This window comes from Eggerthella timonensis, from assembly GCF_900184265.1.
Lineage (GTDB): Bacteria > Actinomycetota > Coriobacteriia > Coriobacteriales > Eggerthellaceae > Eggerthella > Eggerthella timonensis.
This window is the reverse complement of record NZ_FXXA01000002.1, coordinates 2,387,684-2,411,354: the sequence shown is the minus strand read 5'-3', so window position 1 is coordinate 2,411,354 and position 23,671 is coordinate 2,387,684. Positions and strand designations below refer to the sequence as shown.

16 protein-coding genes are annotated in these 23,671 nt (G+C 63.8%); 9 read left to right on the top strand and 7 right to left on the bottom strand.

The genetic code is table 11. The annotated features are described in order from the left end of the window. Positions 1-15 precede the first annotated feature (15 nt). A complete protein-coding gene (locus C1A15_RS09990; protein WP_101722426.1) occupies positions 16-1,659 on the top strand; it encodes a restriction endonuclease in 1,644 nt (547 codons plus the stop codon). Between the two features lie 104 nt (positions 1,660-1,763). On the opposite strand, the gene C1A15_RS09985 is transcribed toward C1A15_RS09990, so the two are convergent. Both C1A15_RS09985 and C1A15_RS09980 read right to left on the bottom strand, forming a co-directional pair. Then, a complete protein-coding gene (locus C1A15_RS09985) occupies positions 1,764-2,342 on the bottom strand; it encodes a DNA-3-methyladenine glycosylase I (protein WP_101722425.1) in 579 nt (192 codons plus the stop codon). A gap of 1 nt (position 2,343) precedes the next feature. Continuing rightward, the gene (locus C1A15_RS09980) at positions 2,344-3,747 is read right to left on the bottom strand and encodes a response regulator transcription factor (RefSeq protein ID WP_101722424.1); all 1,404 of its coding nucleotides are present in this window, start codon (positions 3,745-3,747) and stop codon (positions 2,344-2,346) included. A gap of 329 nt (positions 3,748-4,076) precedes the next feature. On the opposite strand from C1A15_RS09980, the gene C1A15_RS09975 reads away from it, so the two are divergent. Continuing rightward, positions 4,077-5,705, top strand: coding sequence for an FAD-dependent oxidoreductase (locus C1A15_RS09975; RefSeq protein WP_180953147.1), 1,629 nt, complete (start codon positions 4,077-4,079; stop codon positions 5,703-5,705). Positions 5,706-5,765: 60 nt separating this feature from the next. Here C1A15_RS09975 and C1A15_RS09970 read toward each other — a convergent pair whose 3' ends face one another. Continuing rightward, the gene (locus C1A15_RS09970) at positions 5,766-6,638 is read right to left on the bottom strand and encodes an aldose 1-epimerase family protein (RefSeq protein ID WP_101722422.1); all 873 of its coding nucleotides are present in this window, start codon (positions 6,636-6,638) and stop codon (positions 5,766-5,768) included. Positions 6,639-7,007: 369 nt separating this feature from the next. Here C1A15_RS09970 and C1A15_RS09965 point away from each other — a divergent pair, with 369 nt between their 5' ends. Further along, positions 7,008-8,687 (top strand): SulP family inorganic anion transporter, encoded by a 1,680-nt coding sequence (locus tag C1A15_RS09965; RefSeq protein ID WP_101722421.1) that lies wholly within the window; start codon positions 7,008-7,010, stop codon positions 8,685-8,687. A 5-nt stretch (positions 8,688-8,692) separates the two neighbouring features. Here the strand turns inward: C1A15_RS09965 and C1A15_RS09960 are convergent, their stop codons facing one another. The 3 genes from C1A15_RS09960 to C1A15_RS09950 all read right to left on the bottom strand — a co-directional run bounded on the left by C1A15_RS09960 (position 8,693) and on the right by C1A15_RS09950 (position 12,254). Next, positions 8,693-9,529 carry a hypothetical protein gene (locus tag C1A15_RS09960; RefSeq protein ID WP_101722420.1) on the bottom strand — a complete coding sequence of 279 codons (837 nt, stop codon included), beginning with the start codon at positions 9,527-9,529 and terminating at the stop codon, positions 8,693-8,695. A gap of 287 nt (positions 9,530-9,816) precedes the next feature. Continuing rightward, on the bottom strand, positions 9,817-11,772 hold the full coding sequence (locus C1A15_RS09955; protein ID WP_101722419.1) for a fructose-1,6-bisphosphatase: 1,956 nt from the start codon (positions 11,770-11,772) through the stop codon (positions 9,817-9,819). Between the two features lie 140 nt (positions 11,773-11,912). Beyond that, entirely contained in the window at positions 11,913-12,254 is a 342-nt protein-coding gene (locus C1A15_RS09950; RefSeq protein WP_101722418.1) for an arsenate reductase family protein, read from the bottom strand. Between the two features lie 118 nt (positions 12,255-12,372). Between C1A15_RS09950 and C1A15_RS09945 the strand changes: the two genes are divergently transcribed. Next, the gene (locus tag C1A15_RS09945; RefSeq protein WP_101722417.1) at positions 12,373-12,822 is read left to right on the top strand and encodes a GNAT family N-acetyltransferase; all 450 of its coding nucleotides are present in this window, start codon (positions 12,373-12,375) and stop codon (positions 12,820-12,822) included. Here the strand turns inward: C1A15_RS09945 and C1A15_RS09940 are convergent. Next, positions 12,819-13,169, bottom strand: a complete 351-nt coding sequence (locus C1A15_RS09940; protein ID WP_219618191.1) for a TIGR04076 family protein — start codon at positions 13,167-13,169, stop codon at positions 12,819-12,821. The genes C1A15_RS09945 and C1A15_RS09940 overlap by 4 nt on opposite strands. Before the next feature lie 115 nt (positions 13,170-13,284). Here C1A15_RS09940 and C1A15_RS09935 point away from each other — a divergent pair, with 115 nt between their 5' ends. The 5 genes from C1A15_RS09935 to C1A15_RS09905 all read left to right on the top strand — a co-directional run bounded on the left by C1A15_RS09935 (position 13,285) and on the right by C1A15_RS09905 (position 23,573). Next, positions 13,285-13,668: a winged helix-turn-helix transcriptional regulator gene (locus C1A15_RS09935; RefSeq protein WP_101722416.1), complete on the top strand. Its 384-nt coding sequence runs from the start codon at positions 13,285-13,287 to the stop codon at positions 13,666-13,668. 41 nt (positions 13,669-13,709) lie between these two features. Beyond that, positions 13,710-15,866 (top strand): Tex family protein, encoded by a 2,157-nt coding sequence (locus tag C1A15_RS09930; RefSeq protein WP_101722415.1) that lies wholly within the window; start codon positions 13,710-13,712, stop codon positions 15,864-15,866. Between the two features lie 96 nt (positions 15,867-15,962). Next, positions 15,963-21,527, top strand: coding sequence for an EAL domain-containing protein (locus C1A15_RS17130; protein ID WP_219618190.1), 5,565 nt, complete (start codon positions 15,963-15,965; stop codon positions 21,525-21,527). 65 nt (positions 21,528-21,592) lie between these two features. Further along, positions 21,593-22,276, top strand: coding sequence for a response regulator transcription factor (locus C1A15_RS09910; RefSeq protein WP_101722414.1), 684 nt, complete (start codon positions 21,593-21,595; stop codon positions 22,274-22,276). Then, positions 22,269-23,573 carry a sensor histidine kinase gene (locus tag C1A15_RS09905; RefSeq protein WP_101722413.1) on the top strand — a complete coding sequence of 435 codons (1,305 nt, stop codon included), beginning with the start codon at positions 22,269-22,271 and terminating at the stop codon, positions 23,571-23,573. Before C1A15_RS09910 ends, C1A15_RS09905 begins: the two co-directional genes overlap by 8 nt. The last annotated feature ends 98 nt before the right edge of the window (positions 23,574-23,671 follow it).

The window sequence follows — 23,671 nt, the reverse complement described above, 5'->3', positions numbered from 1 at the left end:
CAGGATAGGAGCATTATGGAACTCTTGTACCTTGCTGTACTTGACGATGGAGAGAAGTTCCAGTTTGTCTCAAAAGACACTTTGACGAACCCTTTGAATTTCATTGAATGTATAGCTGAGCTACGCAACGAACAATCCTCAACCGCAACAAAAGAAGGCATCAATTTTACTGAGGTATACGGGTTCTATGGACATGAAGAAGATGTTGATACGTTTAAAGACGTTCTGCTCAAAAAGTCTTTCAGTTTCTCGATAAATACAGCAATCCGCCACGATCTTGATAACGCCTTATCGATAAAGCCAGCAACCCGTGAGATTCTTTACGACAAAAGTTTCGATGAGTTTCTTGAAATGTGCGCGCCGATAGCAAGGGCAGTGACGCCGTGGTCGAAGGCAAATTACCTCCAGATGCACGACTATGAAGAAAAATTTGCATTGCTCGTAATGACGACAGGGAATGCTTTCCCAGGGAAAAACGAATGCTTACTCTCCCTTGAGCAATTTGCGGAAGCTTGGATCGAGCAGGAAGAACCTGTTCTTTTCAAGCATCAAATGATTACAACTTCATTCATGCTCAATTCTATCAAGGGTAAAAGAATCATAGCACCGTTTTTTAACCCATATGAACACGAGTGGGAATTGCTTCTTGAAGGTGCCCGAAGAATTTGCCTAAGTGGTGAAATTCCTTTTCTCAGTCAGCAAACGGACTCGTCCATAGTCGACCGATGGACGGAAGTCGATATCGAACAGATTCTAACAAACCCTGCTTACGGCTACGGGATACATATCTTGCCTTATTCCATTGCGGATGAGTGGATCAATGCGCTCTTATATTGCTGCGCCGTCTCGATTTACATTCGCAAGTGGAGCCTACGTGAAGCGCGAAGCATTTATCGAGACTTTCTGGCAATGCTGAAAGAGAGGCTCCCCTATGAAACAAGTGAAGCCATTGTCGATGAAGACACCTTTCTCAAATCGTTTCTGATGTCTGCCGAATACGCCGCTCAGTCTTTGAGGGGCATAGAAGAATCTTCTTTGACCAGGCGTTTTGCGCTTGAAATGCCATACAGAGTTTATCAGCTGAACGCTATCATGCCGATTTTATGTCAGAATCTTCCTGGTACCCTGACATTTGAGCCGCAGGCCTTCAGTTGCGAAAGGTTTTGCGAATTGCTCGTGAGCTGCACAGTCTCAACCGCTTCGGATAAAGGCATAGCTCTCGAGAACCTGGCCGCATACATGCTCAGCGCTGTTGAAGGGTGGCTATTGGCGGGCCGAAGGGTGAAAGCAGACGATTGCGAGATAGACATTTGCTATGTGAACGCGTCGCTGAATCAGGATGCTTGGGACATGGGAACCATATTGCTGGTCGAATGTAAAAACAGGGCTAAGATCACAGGGGTCACCGCTTTACGCAACCTATCTTTCGTCATGGATGCGAAAGGATGCAGAACTGGCCTAATCATTTCCATGTCTGGATTCAGCAAGGTAGCTGTTGAGCAGTCGATACGACTTGCGTGTCAAGGAAAGAGCATACTTTTGATCGACGGAGATGATCTCAGCGCTATTGCTGACGGCATACACCCATCTGCGCTCGTAAAAAGGAAATATCGCACCCTGCAAAATGAAATTGAAGACAATCTAGCTCAATTGTACTGACAGGCCTTTGCGAAGACTCTGAGTTAGATACTTATGCTATATATTAGCTATCGAAAACAAGAACAGCCGCTCAAAAGACAAGTTTGCAAGAACAGGGCTTTTGTTTATAGCGTTTCCTCCAGCTCCTCCCGCACGAAGCAATCCGCCACGTGGTCGTTCACCATGCCGATGGACTGCATATAGGCATACACTATGGTGGAGCCGACGAATTTGAAGCCGCGCTTCTTGAGGTCCTTGCTGATGCGGTCGGAGAGCGGCGTGGTGGCCGGCACGTCCGTTTGGGTCTTCCAATGGTTCACGATGGGCTCGCCGTCCACGTACCCCCAGATGAACGCGTCGAAGCTCCCGAACTCGCGGGCCACGTCCAGGAACTGCTGCGCGTTGGCCACGGCCGCTTCGATCTTGCGTCGGTTGCGGACGATGCCCGCGTTCGCCATGAGCTCCTCGACCTTCGCCTCGTCGTAGCGCGCCACTTTGGCAGGGTCGAAGCCGTCGAAGGCCTCGCGGTACGCCTCGCGCTTCTTGAGGATGGTAAGCCACGACAGCCCCGCCTGCGCGCCCTCCAGGACCAGCAGCTCGAACAGCTCGCGGTCGTCGTGGGTGGGCCTGCCCCACTCGTTGTCGTGGTAGTCCACGTAGACGGGGACATCGCCCGCCCACGCGCACCTGGTCTTTTCTTCCATGCTACTCTCCCAACTCCACGCCTACGAGCTCGGAAAGCTCTGTGCGCGAATGTACGTCCAGCTTCTGATACAAGTGCTTGATGTGCGTTTTCACCGTGCTCGGCGCGATATAGAGATCCCTTGCCACCTGCCCCTGCTTCTTTCCTTGAACGATCAGGGTAAGGATCTCCGACTCGCGCGACGTCAGGCCGAACTTCTCGCTCAGCTCATCGCACTTCACGCCGATACGCGAGCGATTGTCGCAGCTTTGGCCGCTGAAGCTCTTCAACACGGCTCCCCACGGCGTCGTCAGCTGCTTCTCCGAAAGGAAGAAGAGCGTGGCCGTCACGACGGCCACGGCGACGACGGCGCACAGCACCGCATAGCCGAGAGAGGATGCGGGGAGCACCTCCGTCGCCGTCAGCCCCGCCTGCACCGACACGAGCCGGACAGCCCTTTCGATGCCGAAAAGCCATACCGCGTTGAACCCGTATTGATAGGCGAGGTTGCTGAGCACTACCATGATGACGATCAGCACGAAGGTGTAGGCCCCCAGGGCGCAGAAGCTCGCCAGCTCCCCACCGAACGAGAACCATGAGCCCAAGGGCACGAGCGACACCAGGAGCAGCGGGCATGCTGCGAAATAGGCGAAGGAAAGCCTCAGTCGATCGCGGCGCAGGCAGACGACCAAGTACACCGCACCGGCGGCGGCCACGCATCCGAAGCCAGAATGAATGCCCAACTCGCTTCCGAACACGCTCTCGCACATGCCGTAGGAGAAAGAGTAAAGCGCGACGATCGCGATCGGCTTCCAGGGGAAAGAGAAAGAGCCCCATGCGGCGTGAGGGCGCTCGTTGTCGGGCAAGAGCGCGTACGCGCGACGAAGGCAGATCAGGCTGACGACGGGGACGAGACACGTGCACACCCACAGCCAAGGTATGGCAAGCCCTTTGAAAAGCCACAGCACCAAGGCCCCGACGACCAACCCGCCGGAAAAGTACAACGCCACTCGAAACGGGTTCAAACAACCGAACAGCTCCGACCATAGCAAGATGATAAAGGCGATGCCGATCGCTCCCAGGATGGCGGCTGGAGCGCCAAAGACTCCTGCCAGCTCCGGGATGTACATGCTCGAAAAATTCATGCATGCGGAAACCACCAGACAGATGCCAGTGACGAGGGGGATCCCCGGCTTGCCGTGCAAGGGCGCGATTCGACGCGAGCAGGCAGCCGCACCGAGAAGAACGGCAGCGGCTATCATGTTGAAGGCGGCGAACCCGAAACCTGTCTGGTCTTGCGCCGGGAACGCGATGGCGCCGTTGGAGTACACCGTTTCCGTCCACACGCGGAAAAGCCCCATGCCCGTGAAGGCGAAGGGCATCTCGATGAAGCGCTCCTTGAAGCCCGCGAACCGTTTCGCTTTCATATCGCATTCCCCGCTCGCATGCGCCTTCCCCTTCCTGCGCAACAATCCCCCGCCAAACCCTCTCTGCGAGGGAATTATAGCGCTGCAACACGAAGAACGCCGCTCAATCAACCAATATCCCCCCTCTATATGAGGCAAGGGGGATATCCCTCTCCCGAATATCCCCCTCCTTCCAAGCGCGGAGGAGGATGGCGAGCTTCGACCGAGCTTGTATGGTTTCAGCGACGACAGCGATGCCGTTGGCACACGCAGGCATCGTTTCGAGCAAAGGAGAGGGAGCGTCCGACGTCGGAAACCCGCAGTGGACGCGCATCGAGAAAGGATCGAGCATGGAACAGAACATTTCGCGGCGCAACTTCTTGACCGGAGCCGCTGCCGCCGTAGCGGGCGCCGCCGTCACGAGCATGGTCGGCTGCGCTCCGAGCGGCAAGGCATCGGCCGAAGCTGACGCGAGCGCGGCAGAGGGGGTGCGTTGGAGCTGGGAGACCAAGCCCGTCCCCATCAGCGATGCGGACATCGTCGAAACCGTCGATACCGATATCTGCGTGGTGGGTTTCGGCTCCTCGGGCACCACGTGCGCCATGGCCGCCGCGCAAAGCGGCGCCAAGGTCGTCGTCCTGCAAAAGCTCGACCAGGTCATCACCAACGGGTGGTGCGTCGCCGCCTACAATTCCCAGATGTTCCTCGACGCCGGGCAAACCTACGACCTTGCGCAGATATACAACGACTTCGCCAACCTGTCGAACGGCCGCGACAATCCCAAGGTCGTTCAAACCTTCTTGCGACGCAGCGGCGAGGTGGTCGACTACATCATCCGCCAAACGCCCGAATTCACCCCCGTTATGCAAGGTTCCGGCCACACGTACGGCTGGTACGTCAACAACGACATGGCCACGCGCTACGAGCAGTTCAAGAAGCTTCTGAACGCAGTCGCCGACAAAGCCGTGGCCGCAGGCGCCGACGTTCGCTACAACACCCCCGCCGTTCAGCTTGTCCAAGACGAAACCGGGCGCGTCACCGGCGTGATCGGCGAGAGCAAGGTAGGCTACGTTAAAGTGAACGCCTCGAAGGGCGTCATCCTATGCACGGGTGACACGTCCGACGACAAGGAGATGCTCGAAGCCTATTGCCCCCTCATGCTCGGCGTGCAAAGCATGCACGGCGCGCCGTGCAACACGGGCGACGGCCAGAAGATGGGCATGTGGGCAGGCGCCTCCATCGATCCCGCTCCCCATACCATGATGATGCACTTCGATCCCACCTGGATGCCTGAAGGAAACGCCCCCTATTCCGGCATCCCCTGGCTTCGGGTGAACCTGAACGGCGAGCGCTTCGGAAACGAGAACCTCGGCTATCAAAGCCATGTGACCCAAGTCCGCTACCAACCCGAGATGACCGCGTTCCAGATCATCGACAAGAATTGGGATCAGCACGCTCCTCAGGGAGACTACAAGCATCCCAACAGCCACAGCCGCGGCACGGCGGATCCGGTCAACGACTGGAAGTCGGCCTTGGAGCGCGGCGCCATCGTCGAGGCGGACAGCATCGAGGAACTCGCGGAGAAGTGCGGCATCGACAAGGAGAACCTCGTGGCCACGGTAGCTCGCTACAACGAGCTGGTGGACGCGGGCTACGACGAGGACTTCGGCGTCGACGGCACGTTCATGACCTACAACGGCATCAAGGAAGCGCCCTTCTACGCCATCAAGCGCATGCCCAGCGTCCTCTCCACGTGCGGGGGCCTCGCCATCAACGAGAAGCTCGAGGTGCTCGACGAGTCCAACAAGCCCTTGGGCGGCCTCTACGCCGCAGGAAACGCGTCCGGTTCCTACTACGGCGACGACTATCCCCTGTTCATCACCGGCGGCTCCCACGGCCGCGCATGGACGTTCGGCGTGCTGTCGGCCCGCTCGGCTCTCGGTATGCTCGACGAGCCCGTGGATACGCTCGGCGCATAACGCTCCGTTCCCCCTCCCTCCTCGTTGAGGGCCCTCCGGGGCCCTCAACGGGCATCGTTCCTAGCGAAACGTCATCCGGTACGTCAGCGTCGTACGCTCCCCCGGCGCGAGCACGCGCACGCCGGGCTTCTCGGCCAGCTCGCGCGGCGAGAAATGCGCATCGGGCAGCGCCGACCACGGCTCGAGGCACAGGTAGCGGGCATCGGCCTGACCCGCCTTCGTCCATATGCCCAGGTAGGGGAAGTCCCGGAACTCCACCGTGACCTCGTAGCCGTTCGTGCCGCTCGCTAGCGCGACCGCGCTCCCCGGGACGTTCTCCAGCACCACGGTGTCGATGCCCAGCTGCTCGGGCGTCTTCGTCAGGCGGCCGTCCTCGAGCGGCACCTCGATCTTCGGCAGCGTGAGGATGCCCGCTTCGTCCAGCCCGAACATCTCGATCGCATCGACGCCTTCGAAGCGCACGAAATAGTCGGCCATGCTCTCGCCGGGCAGCAGGCGCGTCGCGTACGCCTCGTGGCCGCCCAGTTCGAACGGCATCGGAACGTCGCCCGCGTTCTCCACGGTATGCGTCTTCACGATGGTCGCACCCTCGAGCGAGAAGTCCACGCGCAGGCGGAAGTCGAAGGGGTAGACGGCCCGCGTCCCGTCGTCCGAAGCCGTCTCGAAGCGCGCCTGCGTACTCGAAACCAGCTCGGCGACGAACAGCCTATCGCGGCAGAATCCGTGCATCGGCGCGTCCACGCGCTCGCCGCCGTTCGCGTACCAGCCATCCCGCAAGCGCCCGATCAGCGGGAACAGCAGCGGTGCCCGACGACCCCACACCGCAGGGTCGCCCGACCACATCCGCTCGACGCCATCGCGCACGACGCTCTGCAGCTCGGCGCCCTCGCTCGAGACGCGAACCGACAGCGCATCGTTTTTCAGCATCAGCATCGGTATCTTCGATCCTTCCTACTTGAAACCGGCGACTTCCCCACCTGTCCAGTATCGCGCATCCCGAGCCTGCGATGCTCGAGATGCTGCACGAAACGAGGCTGCGGCGCGAAGCAAGACCGTACCGCTACGCAAAGGTCGTATTCGCAACGAGCGGCATCCGGCCGCATCCGAGCTCGAAGGTAGCCGAACGCGCAGGTTTCTGCCCATTTTGCAACCTTCCCGTTATCTGAGGGTATAATGTCCTCGTAAGGACAAACACCGCACCCAACCGCATAGAATCCGCTCGCGTTCCGTCCGGGCTTCCTACCTGGACGGAACGTTTTTTCGCGCGCCCCGAGCGGTCGGACAATCGAGAAGAGCAAACCAGTGCAACGCGACAAGATCAAACCGATACTGTTCAGCATCGTCAAGCATTCGAGCGCCGAGGAGCTCAAGCGACAGCTGCCCAAGGACGTCCTCTCGGGCGTCATGGTGGCCGTGGTGGCGCTCCCCCTCTCCATCGCGCTCGCCATAGCCTCGGGCGTGAACCCCGAGCAGGGTCTCTACACGGCCATCGTCGCCGGGTTCCTTATCGCCTTCCTCGGCGGCAGCCGCGTGCAGATCTCGGGGCCCACCGCCGCGTTCGCTACCATAGTCGCGGGCATCGTGGCCGCCGACGGCATCGACGGCCTCGTCGCGGCGACCGTCATCGCAGGCGTCCTGCTCATCCTGATGGGGCTTCTCAAGCTGGGCTCGCTCATCCGCTTCGTGCCCTTCACCATCACCACCGGCTTCACGGCGGGCATCGCCATCACCCTCGTCATCGGCCAGGTCAAGGACTTCCTCGGCCTCTCCTTCCCCGTCGGCGCGCCCGCCGTCGAGACCATGGACAAGCTGCAAGCCGTCGCCCAGAGCATCGGAACGGTGAACTGGCAGGCCTTCCTCGTAGGGGCGGTGTGCCTGGCCATCCTCTTCGCGTGGCCCAAGGCGAGCAAGCGGATCCCCGGTTCCCTGGTCGCACTCGTCGTCGGCGTCGCCATGGTCGGCGGCCTCGGCATGCAGGTGAGCACCATCGGCGACCTCTACGTGCTCACGAACGAGCCGCCGGCGCTCCACATTCCCCAGCTCAGCATCGACCTCCTCCGCGATCAGCTGCCGAACGGCATCACCATCGCCATCCTGGCGGCCATCGAGTCGCTTCTGTCCTGCGTCGTGGCCGACAGCATGATCAGCTCGCACCACCGCAGCAACATGGAGCTGGTGGCGCAGGGCGTGGGAAACATCGGCTCGGCGCTGTTCGGCGGCATCCCGGCCACGGGCGCCATCGCGCGCACCGCCGCGAACGTCAAGAACGGCGGCCGCACGCCCGTCGCCGGCATGACGCATGCGCTCGCGCTGCTCGCCGTCCTGGTGTTCTTCATGCCCTACGCGGCCCTCATCCCCATGCCGACCATCGCGGCAATCCTTTTGCACGTGGCCTACAATATGTCCGGCTGGCGCAACTTCGCCCACCTGTGCACGACGGCCTCGCGCGGCGCGGTCGCCACGCTGCTGCTCACCTTCGGGTTGACCATCGTGTTCGACCTGGTGGTAGCCATCGGCGTGGGCATGCTGATCACGGTCGTCCTGTTCATGAAGATGGTGAGCGAGGAGACCGAAGTGCGCGGCTGGAAGTACTACGGCGACGAGGACTCCGAGGTCACGCACCTGCGCGAGCTGCCCGAGAGCGTGCGCGTGTACGAGATCAACGGCCCGATGTTCTTCGGCATGACGGACCGCATCTCCGACATTTCGGTGAAGGAGTTCACGAAGTACCTGATCATCCGCATGCGTGGCGTGCCGTCGCTCGATTCGACGGGAATGAACGCGCTCGAGAACCTCTACGGGTACTGCCGAGAGAACGGCGTCGACCTCATCTTCTCGCACGCCAACGAGCAGCCGATGAAGACCATGCGCCGCGCGGGCTTCGTGGACCTCGTGGGCGAGGAGCACTTCCGCGCGAACATCGACGATGCCATAGCCTACGCGCGCCGGATGCTTGACGAGGAGGAAGCGACGAGCGCGTAGGCGGCTCAAAGCCAAGGGACGACGAGGGTGCGCACGACGCTGTCGACGCGCATCATGTCCATATCGTTCCCGCTCGAATAGAGATAGATGATGTTGCTCCACTCCACGATGCCCGCCGCCTCGTAGGCGCCGCGCTTGCGCTTGTGACCCTCGACGTAGGCCGGGTCGTCCATCATGCCGCAGAATTCCAGGTAGAATTCCTTGCCGCCCGCGCCCTCGAACGTGAAGTCGGGATGGAAGGTCATGTGGCCCACTTCGAGCTCCTGCTCGTAGCGGAAAGGAATCCCATAGACGTAGAGCGTCTCGGCGATGAGGACCTCGGCTTTCGAGCGCATGCGCTCGCCTCGCGACGTGCGCAGGGTGCGACCCTCGATCAGGTAGCCGCTCGGCTCGAGCGCCTCGGCGCCCCATTGCGCATGGGAAGCGATACGCTGCTCGTCGGTCGAGTCGAGGGAGAGGGCCACCATATCCACAAGGGGGTGGTAGAACGCGTCGAGAGGCAGATCCCGGTAGGCCGAGGACAGGCTTCCTACCACCTCCTCGGGGTCGAAGCGCTTGTAGCGGCGCACGGCGCGCTCGAGCGTGCGCACGTCGTGGTCGATGACGGCCAAGGCCTTGCGCAGGTACTCCTTGCGCGCGTAGGTCGCCACGAGCTCCGGCCGCCGCGTGATGCCGCGCCGTACGGCATGCTCGCCGTCGCGCACCTCGACGTAATAGCGCTCGCCATCGGCCGCCTTCACATGGACGAGCTTGCCGTCGGGCATCTCCTCGAGCTCGAACATGTATCGCGCACGCGCCTCCTGGAGCTGGGCGAGGGCGCTTTCAAGCTGCTGAAAGATCATACGGAGCCCCTTTCGCGGTACACGGTAATAAAATCGAGGGAAATTTCCGATATTTTACCGTAACGGGCGGGCAACGCACCGAAATCCTTCCCGAGGGCGCGATTCCGGCCCGAAAACCGGTCATCAGGCAGTCGAAACGCGGGTTTCGGGCAGGAAGCCGCAAGTTTCGGTACTATATCGCAAAAAAATTCCGAATTCATTACCGTATTCCGATCGATCGAGAATGGCGACCCTCGGCCCTCAGCCGGAAACACGCGAGGACCGCAGGGGCGCTTGCTCGATCTTCCCTACTCCCCCTTCTCGGCGATCTCGCCGCGACGGTACGCCGCGAGCAGCTTCTCCAAATCGGCTATCTGCTGCTTGAGCTCGACCCCCGTGTCGGTATCGGCCACGAGCGTGCGCTTGTCCACGCGCTCGACCACGCTGCGGGACGAATGGATGTCCAGCTCGTTCACCACGGCGGCGCGCATCGACTCGAGCGGCTCGTGCGCGGCCAGGATGAACCCGTAGGAGTTCGAGATCAGCGTGTAGCCGGCGATACCCGTGGTGGGCTGGTAGGCCTTCGAAAAGCCGCCGTCGATGGTGAGCACCCGCCCGTTGCACTTCACCGGGTCCTCGCCGTCCTTCACCTTCACGGGCACGTGCCCGCACACGATGCGCGACGCCTCGGGATCCATGCCGAAATCCTCGAAGATGCCGGCCATCGCGCGCTCGTCGTTCAGGTACGAGTAGAACGGGTTCTTGACCTCCTTGCGCGCGTCCTTCTCGGCGATCAGGTAGATCTCGAACGTGGCCATCTTGCTCTTCGCGAACAGGGGCGAGCCCTCGCCCAGCCACATATACCACAAGAGGTCGCGTCCGCGCTTGCGCATCTCGGGGTCGGAGTCGAAGAACGCGGCGCGCACGTAGCGCTCCATGACGTCGTACAGCGCGCGGCCCCGGTACTTCTCGCCGAACACCTCCGTCTCCATGAGCGACCCGTCGGCGTTCAACGGCACGCACGCATGGAACAGCAGGTTGCCGTTGTACACCTTGTAGAGGCTGCCCGCCTCCAGGAAGAAGCGCATGTGGCGCTGCAGCTTCTCGCAACCCGTGAACGCCTGCTCGAGCCGCTGCATGACCTCCTCTTCCTCGGGCGTCATGCGGTAGGGGTCGGCCGGGTCCACCGTGGGGAACACCGTGTCGGTGAGCGCGTACTCCGTGCCGTCGAGCAGCACCGTGCCCCGTTCGTAGTCGATCTTGTCCAGAAGCTTGCGGTCGTCGAGGCCGAAGCCGGGGTTCTCGTCGATGAGGCGCGCTTCCACCTTGAACTGGATGATGGCCATGGCCTTCTGGATCTTGACGTTCATCTCCAGCTCCTGCGCGGACAGGTCCGGGTTGCCCTTGAGGCCGAAGCCGACGCACGGGTCGTCCTTGTAGGCGTCGAGCGCAAACGAGGCGAGCGGCAGGATGTTGATGCCGTAGGCGTCTTCCAGTATGGAGAGGTTGCCGTAGCGGGCGCAGTTGCGCACCACGTGCGCGATGCAGCCGCGCTGGCCGAGCGAGGCGCCCATCCACACGATGTCATGGTTGCCCCACTGGATGTCGAGCGAATGGTAGCCCTGGAGGGTGTCCATGATGACGTCGGGGTAGGGCCCGCGGTCGTAGATGTCGCCGATGATGTGCAAATGATCGATGGCCAGACGCTGGATGAGCAAGCAGAGGGCCTCGATGAGCGCACCCACGCGATTGGTGCGGATGACCGCGTCGATGATGGCCGCATAGTAGGCTTGCTTGTCCGCGCCCTGGCTGTTCTCCGTCATCAGTTCCTCGATGATGTAGGCGAAGTCGCGCGGCAGCGCCTTGCGCACGCGGGAACGCGTGTACTTCTGAGCAGCGCGCTTGCAGACGGCCACGAGGAGCGGCAGCACGGCCTCGTACCAGCCTTGCGGGTCGTCCGTCTGGGACAGCACGAGCTCCATCTTCTCGCGCGGGTAGTAAATGAGGGTGGCCAGCGAGCGCTTCTCCCCCTCGCTCAAGGCATCGCCGAACACGTCGTCGATCTTGAGGCGGATGGACCCCGAGCCATTGCGCAGGATGTGCGAGAACGCCTCGTACTCGCCGTGGATGTCGGACGCGAAGAACTCGGTGCCCTTCGGGAGGTTCAGGATGGCGCTGAGGTTGATGATCTCCGCCGACGCCTTGGCGGCCGTGGGAAACGACCGCGAGAGAAGTTCCAGGTACCGCTTTTCCGTCACATCCATGAGCGAGCCTCCTTGAGGGTCCGTGCAGCTTGACGTTGACGCTATGATACCCGCATATGCGGCGCGCCGAACAGCCCGAAACCGAACGGTTCGGATAATCGACAGAGAACGAGGGCGCCGAAAGGGCGGCTACGGCAAGCCTACTCCCACGTCTTCCACACGTCGGGCGCGTAGCCGACGGTGGCGATCTTGCCGTTGCGCACCACGGGCTCGGCCAGGACGTGCTGGTTCTCCAGCAGCTTTTCGAACTTCTGGTCGGGAGAGAGGTACGCGAGCAGCGCCACCGTATCCTGGTCCTTCGCCTTCGGATCGACGAGCGCGTCGATGCCGCCGACCGCGCGGCAGACGGATTCCAGCTCGCCTTTGCTCATCCCCTTCTCCGCGAGGTCGATGAACTGGAACTTCACGCGACGTTCCTTGAAGTAGCGCTGCGCCTTCTTCGTGTCGAAGCTCTTCTTGGTCCCGAATACCTGGATGTTCACGCTGCCTCCGCCTTCCTGCTCGCCGAATCGATCGCGCCGCGCCTTCCGCGCGGGGCGCGCTATACTGCACTTCGATGGTTTCCCGTCTGGGATTCTATGACACGAGGAGAGGTTGGGCATGGAACTCATCGAAATTCCGGAGAGCGAGAAAACGAAACATCTGGACTTGCTGCTCGTCGGCGACGAGTCGGCGGACATGATCGAGCGGTACCTGCATCGCGGCGATCTGCTGGCCCTCCTCGACGACGGCAGCATGAGGGCGCTCTGCGCGGTGACGCAGGAGGAACCCGGGACGTTCGAGATCAAGAACATCGTCACGGTGCCCGAGCACCAGCGCAAAGGCTACGGGCGGCGGTTCGTCGAGCTCGTCGCCGAACGCTATCGGGATCGAGGAGGCTGGCTCCTCGTCGGCACGGGCGACGTTCCCGGCATCCTGCGCTTCTACGAGGGATGCGGGTTCGAGCGCTCGCATGTCATGGAGAACTTCTTCGTCGACAACTACGACCATCCCATGTACGAGGACGGCCACAAGCTCGTGGACATGGTGTACTTGAGAAGGCGCCTCTAGCGCACCGGCTCGTAGCTCGGCTCGGCGGGCAGGTCGGTTGCCTCGAGCTTCATGATGACGGGGCGCAGGCCGTCGTTGCAGCTGACGACGGCGCATCCGGGCTCGCGCATCCAGTCGTCGAAGTAGAACGTGAAGCCGTCGCCGCCATGGGCCAGCGCGAACACGTACTGGTAGACGGCCTTCCACGCTTCGTCGCAGAAGCCGTCGGGCTTGGCGTAGTCGGCCAGGAACACCTGACCGGCACGCATCATGGGGCATGCTTGCAGGCCGGGAACGCCGTACTCCTCGGCCAGCTCCTCGTCGAGCGTGGTCTTCAAAACGGTGATCCTCACTTTGTTCATGGCCATGGCGCATCCTTTCGAGAACGTCGGGCGTGTCCGCTTGCGGTCTCGTTATACTGTGAGCGAAGCCGCAATGGAAGTACGGTCTTTTACAACAGGTACTATCCTGAAAGGAAGCGCTATGAGCATGGAGCCCTACGAAGGGAGCCTCTCGTCGCTCGCCGACACGCCGTTCGGCTACACGCTATCGATGATCGGCGGGAAGTGGCGGCTCGTCATCATGTACTGGCTCGTGGAGTGCGAGACCATGCGCTTCAACGAGCTCAAGCGCAAGATCGGCCGCATCACCGACAAGACGCTCAGCAGCCAGCTCAAGGGAATGGAGGCCGACGGCCTTATCGTGCGCACCGAGTACCCGCAGATCCCGCCGAAGGTGGAGTACCGCCTCTCCGAGAAGGGGAAGTCGCTCCACCCCCTGATGGAGGCCATGTGCGCCTGGGGACGGGAGTACGGAGCGCCGGGGCCGGGCGCGCCCGACGAGCCTTCCGCCGGCCTTCGCGTATAATGGCACATCCGATTTCAAGCCGGAACACAGGAGCACCGCACATGTCGAACATCCAATCCACGCTCGCACGCGAGCTCAACCTTTCCGCGGCGCAGGTCGCAGCCGTCATCGGGCTCGTCGATGCGGGCGACACCATCCCGTTCATCGCCCGCTACCGCAAGGAGGCCACCGGCGGCATGGACGACGTCCAGCTGCGCGCCTTCGACGAGCGCCTCGCCTACCTGCGCAGCCTCGAAGCGCGCAAGGCCGAGGTGCTGCACGCCATCGAGGAGCAGGGAAAGCTCACGGCCGACCTGCGCGCGAAGATCGAGGCGGCCGAGGTCATGCAGCGCGTGGAGGACCTGTACAAGCCTTACAAGAAGAAGCGCGCCACCCGCGCGTCGAAGGCGCACGACGCAGGCCTCGAGCCGCTCGCGCTGCTCATCCTCGCTCAGGGGCACTCGGGCAAAAGCCCCCTCGCCCTCGCGTCCGGGCTCGTGAACGCCGAAGCCGGCTTCCCCACGCCCGAATCGGCGCTGCAGGGCGCGCGCGACATCGTGGCCGAGACGATCGCCGACGACGCCGAGCACACCGAGGCGCTGCGCAGCTTCGCCAAGCGCACCGGCACACTGGCCGTGGAAGCGGTCGATCCGCGCGAGAAGACCGTCTACGAGGCGTACTACGACTTCTCCGAGCCGCTTTCGCGCATCCCCAACCACCGCGTGCTCGCCGTCAACCGCGGCGAGAAGGAGGGCAAGCTGCGCGCGAAGGTGCGGGTCGACGCCGACGCCGCCATCGGGCTGCTCGAGCGCCGCGTCGTCAGGAACCCGCAGAGCCCCTTCGCCGCCGTGCTGCGCGAGGCCGTGGCCGACGGCTACAAGCGCCTGATGGCGCCCTCCCTCGACCGCGAGATGCGCGAGCTGCTCACCGAGCGCGCGCAGACCGACGCCATCGGCGTGTTCGCCAAGAACACCGAGAACCTCCTGCAGCAGCGGCCCGTGCGCGGCGCGCGCGTCCTCGCGCTCGACCCCGGCTACCGCACAGGCTGCAAGGTGGCGGTGCTCGACGAATACGGCAAGCTGCTCGACTACACGACGGTCTACCCCACCCCGCCGCGTTCCCAAGTGAAGGAGGCGCAGGCTGCGCTCGAGCGCCTGATCGCGAAGCACCGCGTGAACGTGGTGGCCATCGGCAACGGCACCGGCAGCCGCGAGACCGAAGAGGCGGTGGCCGACCTCCTCGCGCGGCTCGACGAGCCCGTGCAGTACACCATCGTGAACGAGGCCGGCGCCTCGGTCTATTCGGCATCCAAGCTGGCAAGCGAGGAGAACCCCGACCTCGACGTCACCACGCGCGGCGCCATGAGCCTGGGCCGCCGTTTGCAGGACCCGCTCGCCGAGCTCGTGAAGATCCCGCCCCAGGCCATCGGCGTGGGCCAGTACCAGCACGACCTGGACCAGGCCGCGCTCGGCCGCGCGCTCGCCGGCGTGGTGGAGCGCGTCGTGAACCGCGTGGGCGTCGACCTCAACACGGCCAGCGCGAGCCTGCTCGGCTACGTGTCGGGCGTGAGCGCCTCCGTCGCCAGGAACATCGTCGCGTACCGCGAGGAGCACGGCGCCTTCGCCGACCGCCGCGAGCTCAAGAAGGTGCCGAAGCTGGGAGCCAAAGCCTACCAGAACTGCGCCGGTTTCCTCCGCATCGCAGGCGGCGTCAACCCGCTGGACGCCACGAGCGTCCACCCCGAGAGCTATCCCGTGGCGCGCGAGCTGCTGAAGCGCGCGAACGTCAAGCCCGACGCGCTCGCGCGCGGCGGCGTCCCCGACATCGCGAGCCGCCTCGGCGAACTCTCCGCGCTGGCGGCCGAGCTGGGCGTGGGCCTGCCCACCCTGCGCGACATCGTCGCCGAGCTGGAGAAGCCGGGCCGCGACCCGCGCGACGACGCGCCGCCGGCAGTGTTCGACCGCACGGTGCGCGACTTCGACGACCTCGCGGTCGGCATGGAGCTCACGGGCACCGTGCGCAACGTCGTGGACTTCGGCGCGTTCGTGGACGTCGGCGTGAAGCAGGACGGCCTCGTGCACGTCTCCAAGCTGGCCGACCGCTTCGTGCGCCATCCGAGCGAGGTCGTGTCCGTGGGCGACACCGTCGCCGTCTGGGTGGCCGGCATCGACAAGGATCGCGGCAAGATCTCGCTGACCATGGTGAAGGGGAAGTTGTAGAGGGGCGAAACCGGGCGGTTCCTTGGTATACTGATGCGCATATGACTTGAAAGGACGACGCGCAGAACATCCGGCGCGTGCAAGAAGAAGGTGCGCATGGGCAGCGGGAACGAAGAAGCAGGAAAGCACGGGGCTCCGTTGCTCCTCCTCGGCCTCGACGGAAAGGAGGAGGCGGCACTGCGCGGCGTCTTCGAACCCGAACGCTCCGTGCTGTCGGCTACCGACGGCGACGAAGCGGCGGCGGTCCTGCAGTCCGATCCAGTCGCCGCGATCGTGTACAGCCCCGACCTGGAAGGGGTCGACGCGCTGCTGCGCCGATTGGATCGCGAGCGCCGCCTTCCGTTGTTCGCGGTGGCCGACGAGCAGGACGAAGCCGCCCAGGTTCGGGCGCTCGAATCGGACGCGGACGACGTCATCCTCCTGCCGCCCAAAGCCCCGCTCGTCCGCGCTCGCGTGAGAAGAGCCCTTGAGAACCGTCGCCGCCGTTTCGATCCTCTGACGGATCTCCTTCGCGAAGACGCCTTCGAACGCGAGGCGAGGGCGAGGATCGCAGCCGCGCCCGACGGCTCCTACCTGCTCGCATGCTGCGACGTCGACAACTTCAAAGCGGTGAACTCCCAGTACGGCCGGGCGACGGGCGATTTCGTGCTGCAGCAGGTGGGTCTCATCATCAGCGATTACGTCTCCTCGTTCGACGGCCTCGCCTGCCGCGTGTCGGCCGACAACTTCGAGCTGCTGCTCCCCGCATCGGCGCCGGTGCTCCTTCCCGAGCTGGCATCCAGCTTGGAAGACGCCTTCAAGAGCAAGAGCATCCATCTCAAACTGCAACTGAGCATCGGACGTTACATCGTCGACGACAAGCGGGTCCCCTTCAGCGAGATGGCGAACAACGCGCTGCTGGCGAAACGCACCGTCAAAGGGCGCTACAACGTTTCGGTCGCTTACTTCGACGACGAGATGCACCGCGCGTCCGTCGAAGAGCAGCGCATCATCAGCCGTATGGAATACGCGCTGGCCGAAGAGCAGTTCGAGGTATGGCTGCAACCTCAGTACAACCACGAGACCGGGGCTATGACGGGAGCCGAGGCCCTCGTTCGCTGGCGCGACCCCGAGCGAGACGAGATGGTCTCGCCGGGCGCCTTCGTGCCCGTGTTCGAGCGCAACGGCTTCATCTACGAGCTGGACGCCTATGTGTGGGAGCAGGTGTGCAAGCTTTTGCGCCTGTGGCTCGACGAGGGAAAGGAGCCGCTGCCCATTTCGGTGAACGTCTCGCGCATCGACATGCTTCAGGAGGATTTCTTCGAACGCATCACCGCCATGGTGGAATCCTACGGCATCCCGGCCGAGATGCTGCGGCTCGAGATCACGGAATCGGCGTTCTCGTTCGACACCGCGCTCATCATCGACTTGGTGAAGCGCCTGCAAGCGCGCGGATTCACCATCGAGATCGACGATTTCGGCAGCGGCTACTCTTCGTTCAGCGTGCTGAAGGACGTGCCCGCCGACGTGCTGAAGCTCGACATGATGTTCCTCTCCGGCAGCGACGACGACGGCGACGACGGGCGCGGGGGCACCATCATCGAGTCGGTGGTGCGGATGGCGAAGTGGATCGGGGTGCAGGTCATCGCCGAGGGCGTTGAGACGAAGGAGCAGGCAGACTACCTGCGAAGCATTGGCTGCACGATCGTGCAGGGCTACCTCTACGACCGCCCCATGCCTCTTGACGCGTTCGAGGAGAAGTTCGACACCGGCCTCAAAGCGCGCGACGTCAACACGTTCGAGACCGTCAGCATGCTCGACGGCAACGCGTTTTGGAATCCCGCATCGCTCGACTCGCTCATCTTCAACAGCTACGTCGGCGGCGCCTGCGTGGCGGAAGTCACCGAGGGCGGCTGCGAGATCATTCGCGTCAACGACGAGTTCAGGAACACGCTGCGCTCGAACCTTCCCCTGCTCGACCTGCTCAAGCTCGATCCCTTCGACTGCCTGCCCGAAGACGATGCCCTGCGCCTTGTCAACGAAGTGCGCCTAGCCGAGCGCAACGGCCTGGAGCTGCACGGCGAGACGACGTACCGCCTGATCGCAAGCGACCCGTCGCATCAGGGGCATCTACGCTATCGGGGGCGGGTCATCGCGAAGAGCCCGACGAGCAGCGTCGTCTACTTCTTGATCGAGAACATCACCGACCAACGGAAAACGCTCGAGAAGCTTCGGGACATGAACCAGACCGCCGAGCGCCTCATGAGCGACACGCCGGGCGGGTTCGGCAGGGCGAAGATCATGCCCGACGGCCGCATGGCGTCCGCCTTCACCAACGACAGGCTCTGCCAGCTGCTGGGCATGAGCCGCGAGGAGATGGCCGACCTCTACGACGAGAACCTCTACGCGATCGTGCATCCCGACGATGCCCCCGGCCTCGTGCAAACGGTTCGCCGCATGCTGGAGGAAGACGACGTGCTGTCCACACGCGTGCGCCTGCGCCATAAAACACGCGGCTTCATGCCCTTTCAGGTGTCCCTGCGCACGAGCACCGACAGCGACGGCGCGAAGTGCATCAACAGCTACTACACCGACTCGACGGCGGAAACCGAGCTCGAAGGCCGTCGCAAGGAGCTGCTCGACAACCTTCCGTGCGGAGCCGCCGTGTACCGTATCGTCGACGGAGCGATCAGCGTCCGCCACGTGAACAAGCAGTTCCACAACCTGGTCGGCCGCGACGAGGCGCATATCCACGACGAAGACGCCTTGGCCGCCGTGCATCCCGACGATCGCGAACGGCTCATGGAAACCCTGCGAAACGCAGCCCCCGGCGACGAGACGGCATGCGACTTCCGTATCATGCACGGGAAGGACGGCTTCCTGCCCATGCACGTCGTGGGAAGAAGCGAGCCCCAAGAGGACGGCTCGTCGCTTCTGTACGCCACGTACACGCCTATCACCGAAGAGGCTCTGTCGGTCAGCATCGCCCAGGCCGACCAGCTCAAGGCGGAGCGGCTGGCGCAGGAGACCAACGAGCAGCTGCTGTTCCTCAACGAGATCTCCCGCTTCCTGCTCATCAGCACCGACGCCGATCGCGCGATACAGCAGGCGCTCGAGAAGATACGCGAGCATTTCGACGGGGAGCGCGCCTACGTCTTCGAACTCGACGACGAGAAGCGCGTATCGCGCAACACCTACGAGGTGTGCGCCCCCGGCATCCGATCCGAGAAGGAGAGCCTGCAAGCGCTTCCCTACGAGCGGCAGCGCTACATCTTCAACGAGTTCCTCGAAGGCCGAACCGTGTGCATCGAGGACGTGAACGCGTCTTCGGCCGCCAGCGAGGAAGAGCGCGACATCCTCAGGCGCCAAGGCGTCGGCGGGGCGTTCCTCGTCCCCCTGTGGAACGACGGCAAGCTCGTCGGCTGCACGGGCGTGGACAATCCGCGGCGCAACACACGCCACGTCGGCCAGCTGGCGGCCATCGGCGACTGCATCGCGACGATGCTCATCCGGCGCGACCACATGGCGCGCATGGAGCAGGACAACGAGCTGATGCAGCGGCTCATGAACGACACGCCGGGCGGCTTCGTGCGCATGAGGATGCTGCCCGGCGCCGAAGCAGTGCCCGTGTTCGTCAACGACGGGTTCTGCCAGATCATGGGCATGACCCGCGACGAGGTCATGGAACTGTACACCGAGGACGCCTACGCGGGCGTGCATCCCGACGACGTGCCCGAGATCATGCAGGCGGCGGCGAAGGCCATGGAGGAGGATGCGATGTTCTCGGCAAGGGCCCGCTTCTTCCACAAGGACAAGGGCTACGTGCCGTTCCAGGCGTTCTACCGCACGATCACCGCCCCCGACGGAGCGCAATACACGAACGGCTACTACGTGGACATGACCGCCGAGGTCGCCTTGGAGGAGAAGCGGAAGGAACTGCTCGACAACCTGCCGTGCGGCGCCATCATCTTCGAGATCGGCGCGGACGGCAGCGTCGGCACGGCGCATATCAACAAGCGCTACGCCGAGCTCGTGATGCGCGAAGGCGACGAGCTGCGCACCCACGACTCCCTCGAGGCGATCCACCCCGACGACCGGGAGCGCATGATGCGCGCCATCAACGACGCCGTCGAGCACGGGCACGACATGGAGTGCGACATCCGCACGCTCAGGGGCGACGACGGTTACCAGCCGTTCCATCTCATCGGGCGCGTGGTGGAGAAAGAGGCGAGCAAAACCGTCGTGTACACCACCTATACCCCCATCAGCGAGGAGACGCGGTCGTTGAGCGTGGCCTTGGCCGACCAGCGGCGCGCCGAGAAGCTGGCGCAGGAGACCAACGAGCAGCTGCGCCTTCTGAGCGACGTCTCGCGCTACCTGCTGACGGGAGACGACTCTGACGATGCCATCCATTCGGCGCTTCGCGAGACGATGGCCTACTTCGACGGCGACCGTTCCTACCTCTTCGAGCTCGACGACGAGCGCCGGGTCTCGAGCAACACCTACGAGGTGTGCGCCGCGGGCATCGGCTCCGAGAAGGACGGCCTGCAGCGCGTGCCCTTCTCGGAGCAGGCGCATACGCTGGACCTGCTCTCCCACGGCTCGAGCCTATGGGTCGAAGACGCGCAGAGCGTTCCCGACCTTGGAATCCGCGATCGCGGCATCCGCAGCCTCGTGCTCGTCCCTTTGCGAAACGGCGGAAAGCTGGGCGGCTTTCTGGGCGTGGACAACCCGCGCCGCAACGTCGAGCACGTCGAGCACCTCGGCGGCCTCGGCGATTCCGTGGCCGCCATCCTCCAGCGCCGCGACAACGAGGAGCAGATCCTGCGCGACAACCGCGTCTTGCGCGACCTCATGAACGATATGCCGGGCGGCTTCGTGCAACAGCTGGTCACGCCCGACGGCCGCACCGTGCCGATATTCATCAACGAAGAGTTCTGCCGCATGAGCGGCATGACCCACGACGAATGCGTCAAGTTCTACAACACCGACGGCTTCACCGGCGTGCATCCCGACGACAACGAGATGGCCAAGCGCGCCCTCGAGAGCCTCGTCGTCACGCGCGAGACGCTGACCCTGCGGCTGCGGCTCATCCGCGGGGACGGCAGCTACGTGCCGATGCAAGTGTTCTACCGCATTACCGACGACCGCGACGGGAACCTGCTTCTGAGCGGCTATTACACCGACCTCACCGACCAGCTGGCGGCCGAAGAGCGCGAGATGGCCGAGCACGACGAGCTGACCGGCCTGTTCAACCGCACGAAGCTCTCCCACATGATGGCGGGAGCGTACCGGGAGCTCTCGTCGTGCGGCGTGCTGTTCTTCGACGTGAACCACCTGAAAACCGTGAACGACAGCGAGGGCCACGAGCAGGGCGACCTGCTGCTGCGCCTCGTGGCCGACGGCATCGCCTCCATCGCCGACGAACGCGTGCACGGCTACCGCTACGGAGGAGACGAGTTCCTTGTGGTGGCCTGCGACGGGACGGAAAGCGAGCTGGACGAGCTGGTGGACCGCTGGACGGAGCGCCTGCGCGAGCTGGCCGACGAGCGTCGGATCGCCGCCACCGCCGCCGTCGGCAGCGCCTTCGGCGAGGCGCCGTTCAAGCTGAACGATCTCATCCGCCGCGCCGACCACGCCATGTACGCCGACAAGCAGCGCTCGAAGAGGCCGATGCGCTAACGGATAGATACCCCCCTTCCCCGTCGCGCCGTTAATGGTAGAATGCGGCGCGGAAGGGGGCCTCCATGAACATCCTCGTCATCGAAGACGACCGCAACCTGTCGAGTTCCGTCAAGCGCTGCCTCGAGCCCGCCTATCGCGTCGATTGCGCCTACGACGGCGCCGAAGGGCTCTTCCTCGCCGAGCGGGGCACCTACGACCTCGTCGTGCTCGACCTCATGCTGCCCCAGCTTGACGGCTTCGCGGTGCTCGAGCGCCTACGCAAGAAGGGAGTGTCCACCCCCGTGCTCATCCTCACCGCCAAAGGCGCGTTGGCCGACAAGGCGAAGGGCTTCCGAGCGGGCGCGGACGACTACTTGGTGAAGCCCTTCTACCGCGACGAGCTCGCGCTGCGCATCGAGGCCATCCTGCGCCGCGCCCTCGGGGCCCGCGACGACGGCCGCCTCGCCTTCAAGGACCTCGTGCTCGCGCCGTCCGACCGCACGGCATCCGTCGCAGGGGCGCCGCTCGACCTCAAGGGCAAGCAGTTCGACGCGCTCGAGTACCTCGTCAGCCGCAAGGGGCGCATCCTCACGAAATCGCAGATATTCGACAAGGTGTGGGGCTACACGTCGGACACCTCCTCGAACGTGGTTGCCGTGTGCATGAACGCCATCCGCAACGAGCTGAGGCCCCACGGCTACGACCGCTACCTGAGAACCGTGCGCGGCTGCGGCTACCTGCTCGCGGAGGACGAGCCGCATGCGTGAGGCCGAGCGCTTGAAGCGCGAGTCGCTGCGCTACGCCCTGTTGGTGTTCGCGGTGTTCGGGTTGCTGTTCGCCGGTCTCGGCGTGTTCGTGCGCCAGGAGGTGGCCGCCAGCCTGTTCCAGGTCGTGGACGAGGAGCTCTTCGACTACCAGGGCGTCTTGACGGCCACGGTCCTGCCGCTGGCCGACATGCCGCTGCCCGCCGAGCAGCTGCGCGATCCCGGCGAGACTCCGATCGCGACGTTCGCCCCTTCTTCGGGCGGCGGCATGCGCGCCATGACGATCATGCGAGACGCGGCGGGCGGCTTCGCCGGCGCGCTCGACGCCGGCGGCGATGCCGAGCGCGCCCTGCGCTCGATCCCCTTCGATGAGAGCATCATGGAACGCGCCTATCTCGTCGAAGCGGACGGACGACGCTACCGGGTGGCGAACTTCGCGTCGGACGATGCGGAGCTGCCCTACGTCCAGCGGGCGGCGGACGTCGGCTCCGAGGCGGCCATCCTCGAGCGGCTCACCGCCGCGCTCGCCGTGGGGCTGGCCGCGGCGCTCGTGCTGACGGCCGTCGCCAGCTACCTGCTGTCGCGCAGGACGCTGCGGCCCATCGCCTCGGCCTGGGAGAAGCAGACCGAGTTCGTGCAGAACGCCTCGCACGAGCTGCGCACCCCGCTCGCCGTCATCCGCACGAACCAGGAGCTGCTGCTCGACGACGTGGGCGCGCCCGTGATCGACAAGCTTCCGTGCATCGACGCGTCCATCGAGGAGGTGTCGCGCCTCGCACGGCTCACCGACGAGCTGCTGGCGCTGACGTCTTCCGACGCCGCCGCGACCGGCCTGAACGTGCGGATGCTCGACATGGGCGCGCTGGCGGCCGACATGGCGGCGTCCTACGAGGAGCTGGCAGCCGCCGAAGGCAAGGCGCTGAAGGCCGAGGCCGGCGGGCTGGTGCGGGTCGAGGCCGATGCCGACAAGCTGCGCCAGCTCATGGCGATCCTTTTGGACAACGCCCTCAAGTACACCGAGCCTGGCGACGCGATCGAGGTGCGGGTGCGCTCCCACGGGGCGCGGGCCGTCGTCGAGGTGCGCGACACCGGCGTGGGCATCGCCGAGGAGGACTGCGGGCGCGTGTTCGACCGGTTCTACCGCGCCGACCGAGCACGCGCCCGCTCCACCGGCGGAAACGGCCTGGGGCTCTCCATCGCCAAGGGTATCGTCGAGGCCCACGAGGGCACGATCCGCATGGAGCGCAACCGGCCGCGGGGCGCGGCCGTGATCGCCGAGATACCGAAACGCGCCGTTTAACCGTAGTTTAATCTTCCAAGCTCATACTGGACTCGAAAAGCGCATCCCCCCGGTCGTATTCGGAGGGGAGGTTTCCGCGCGTTCGGGACGATGGAGCA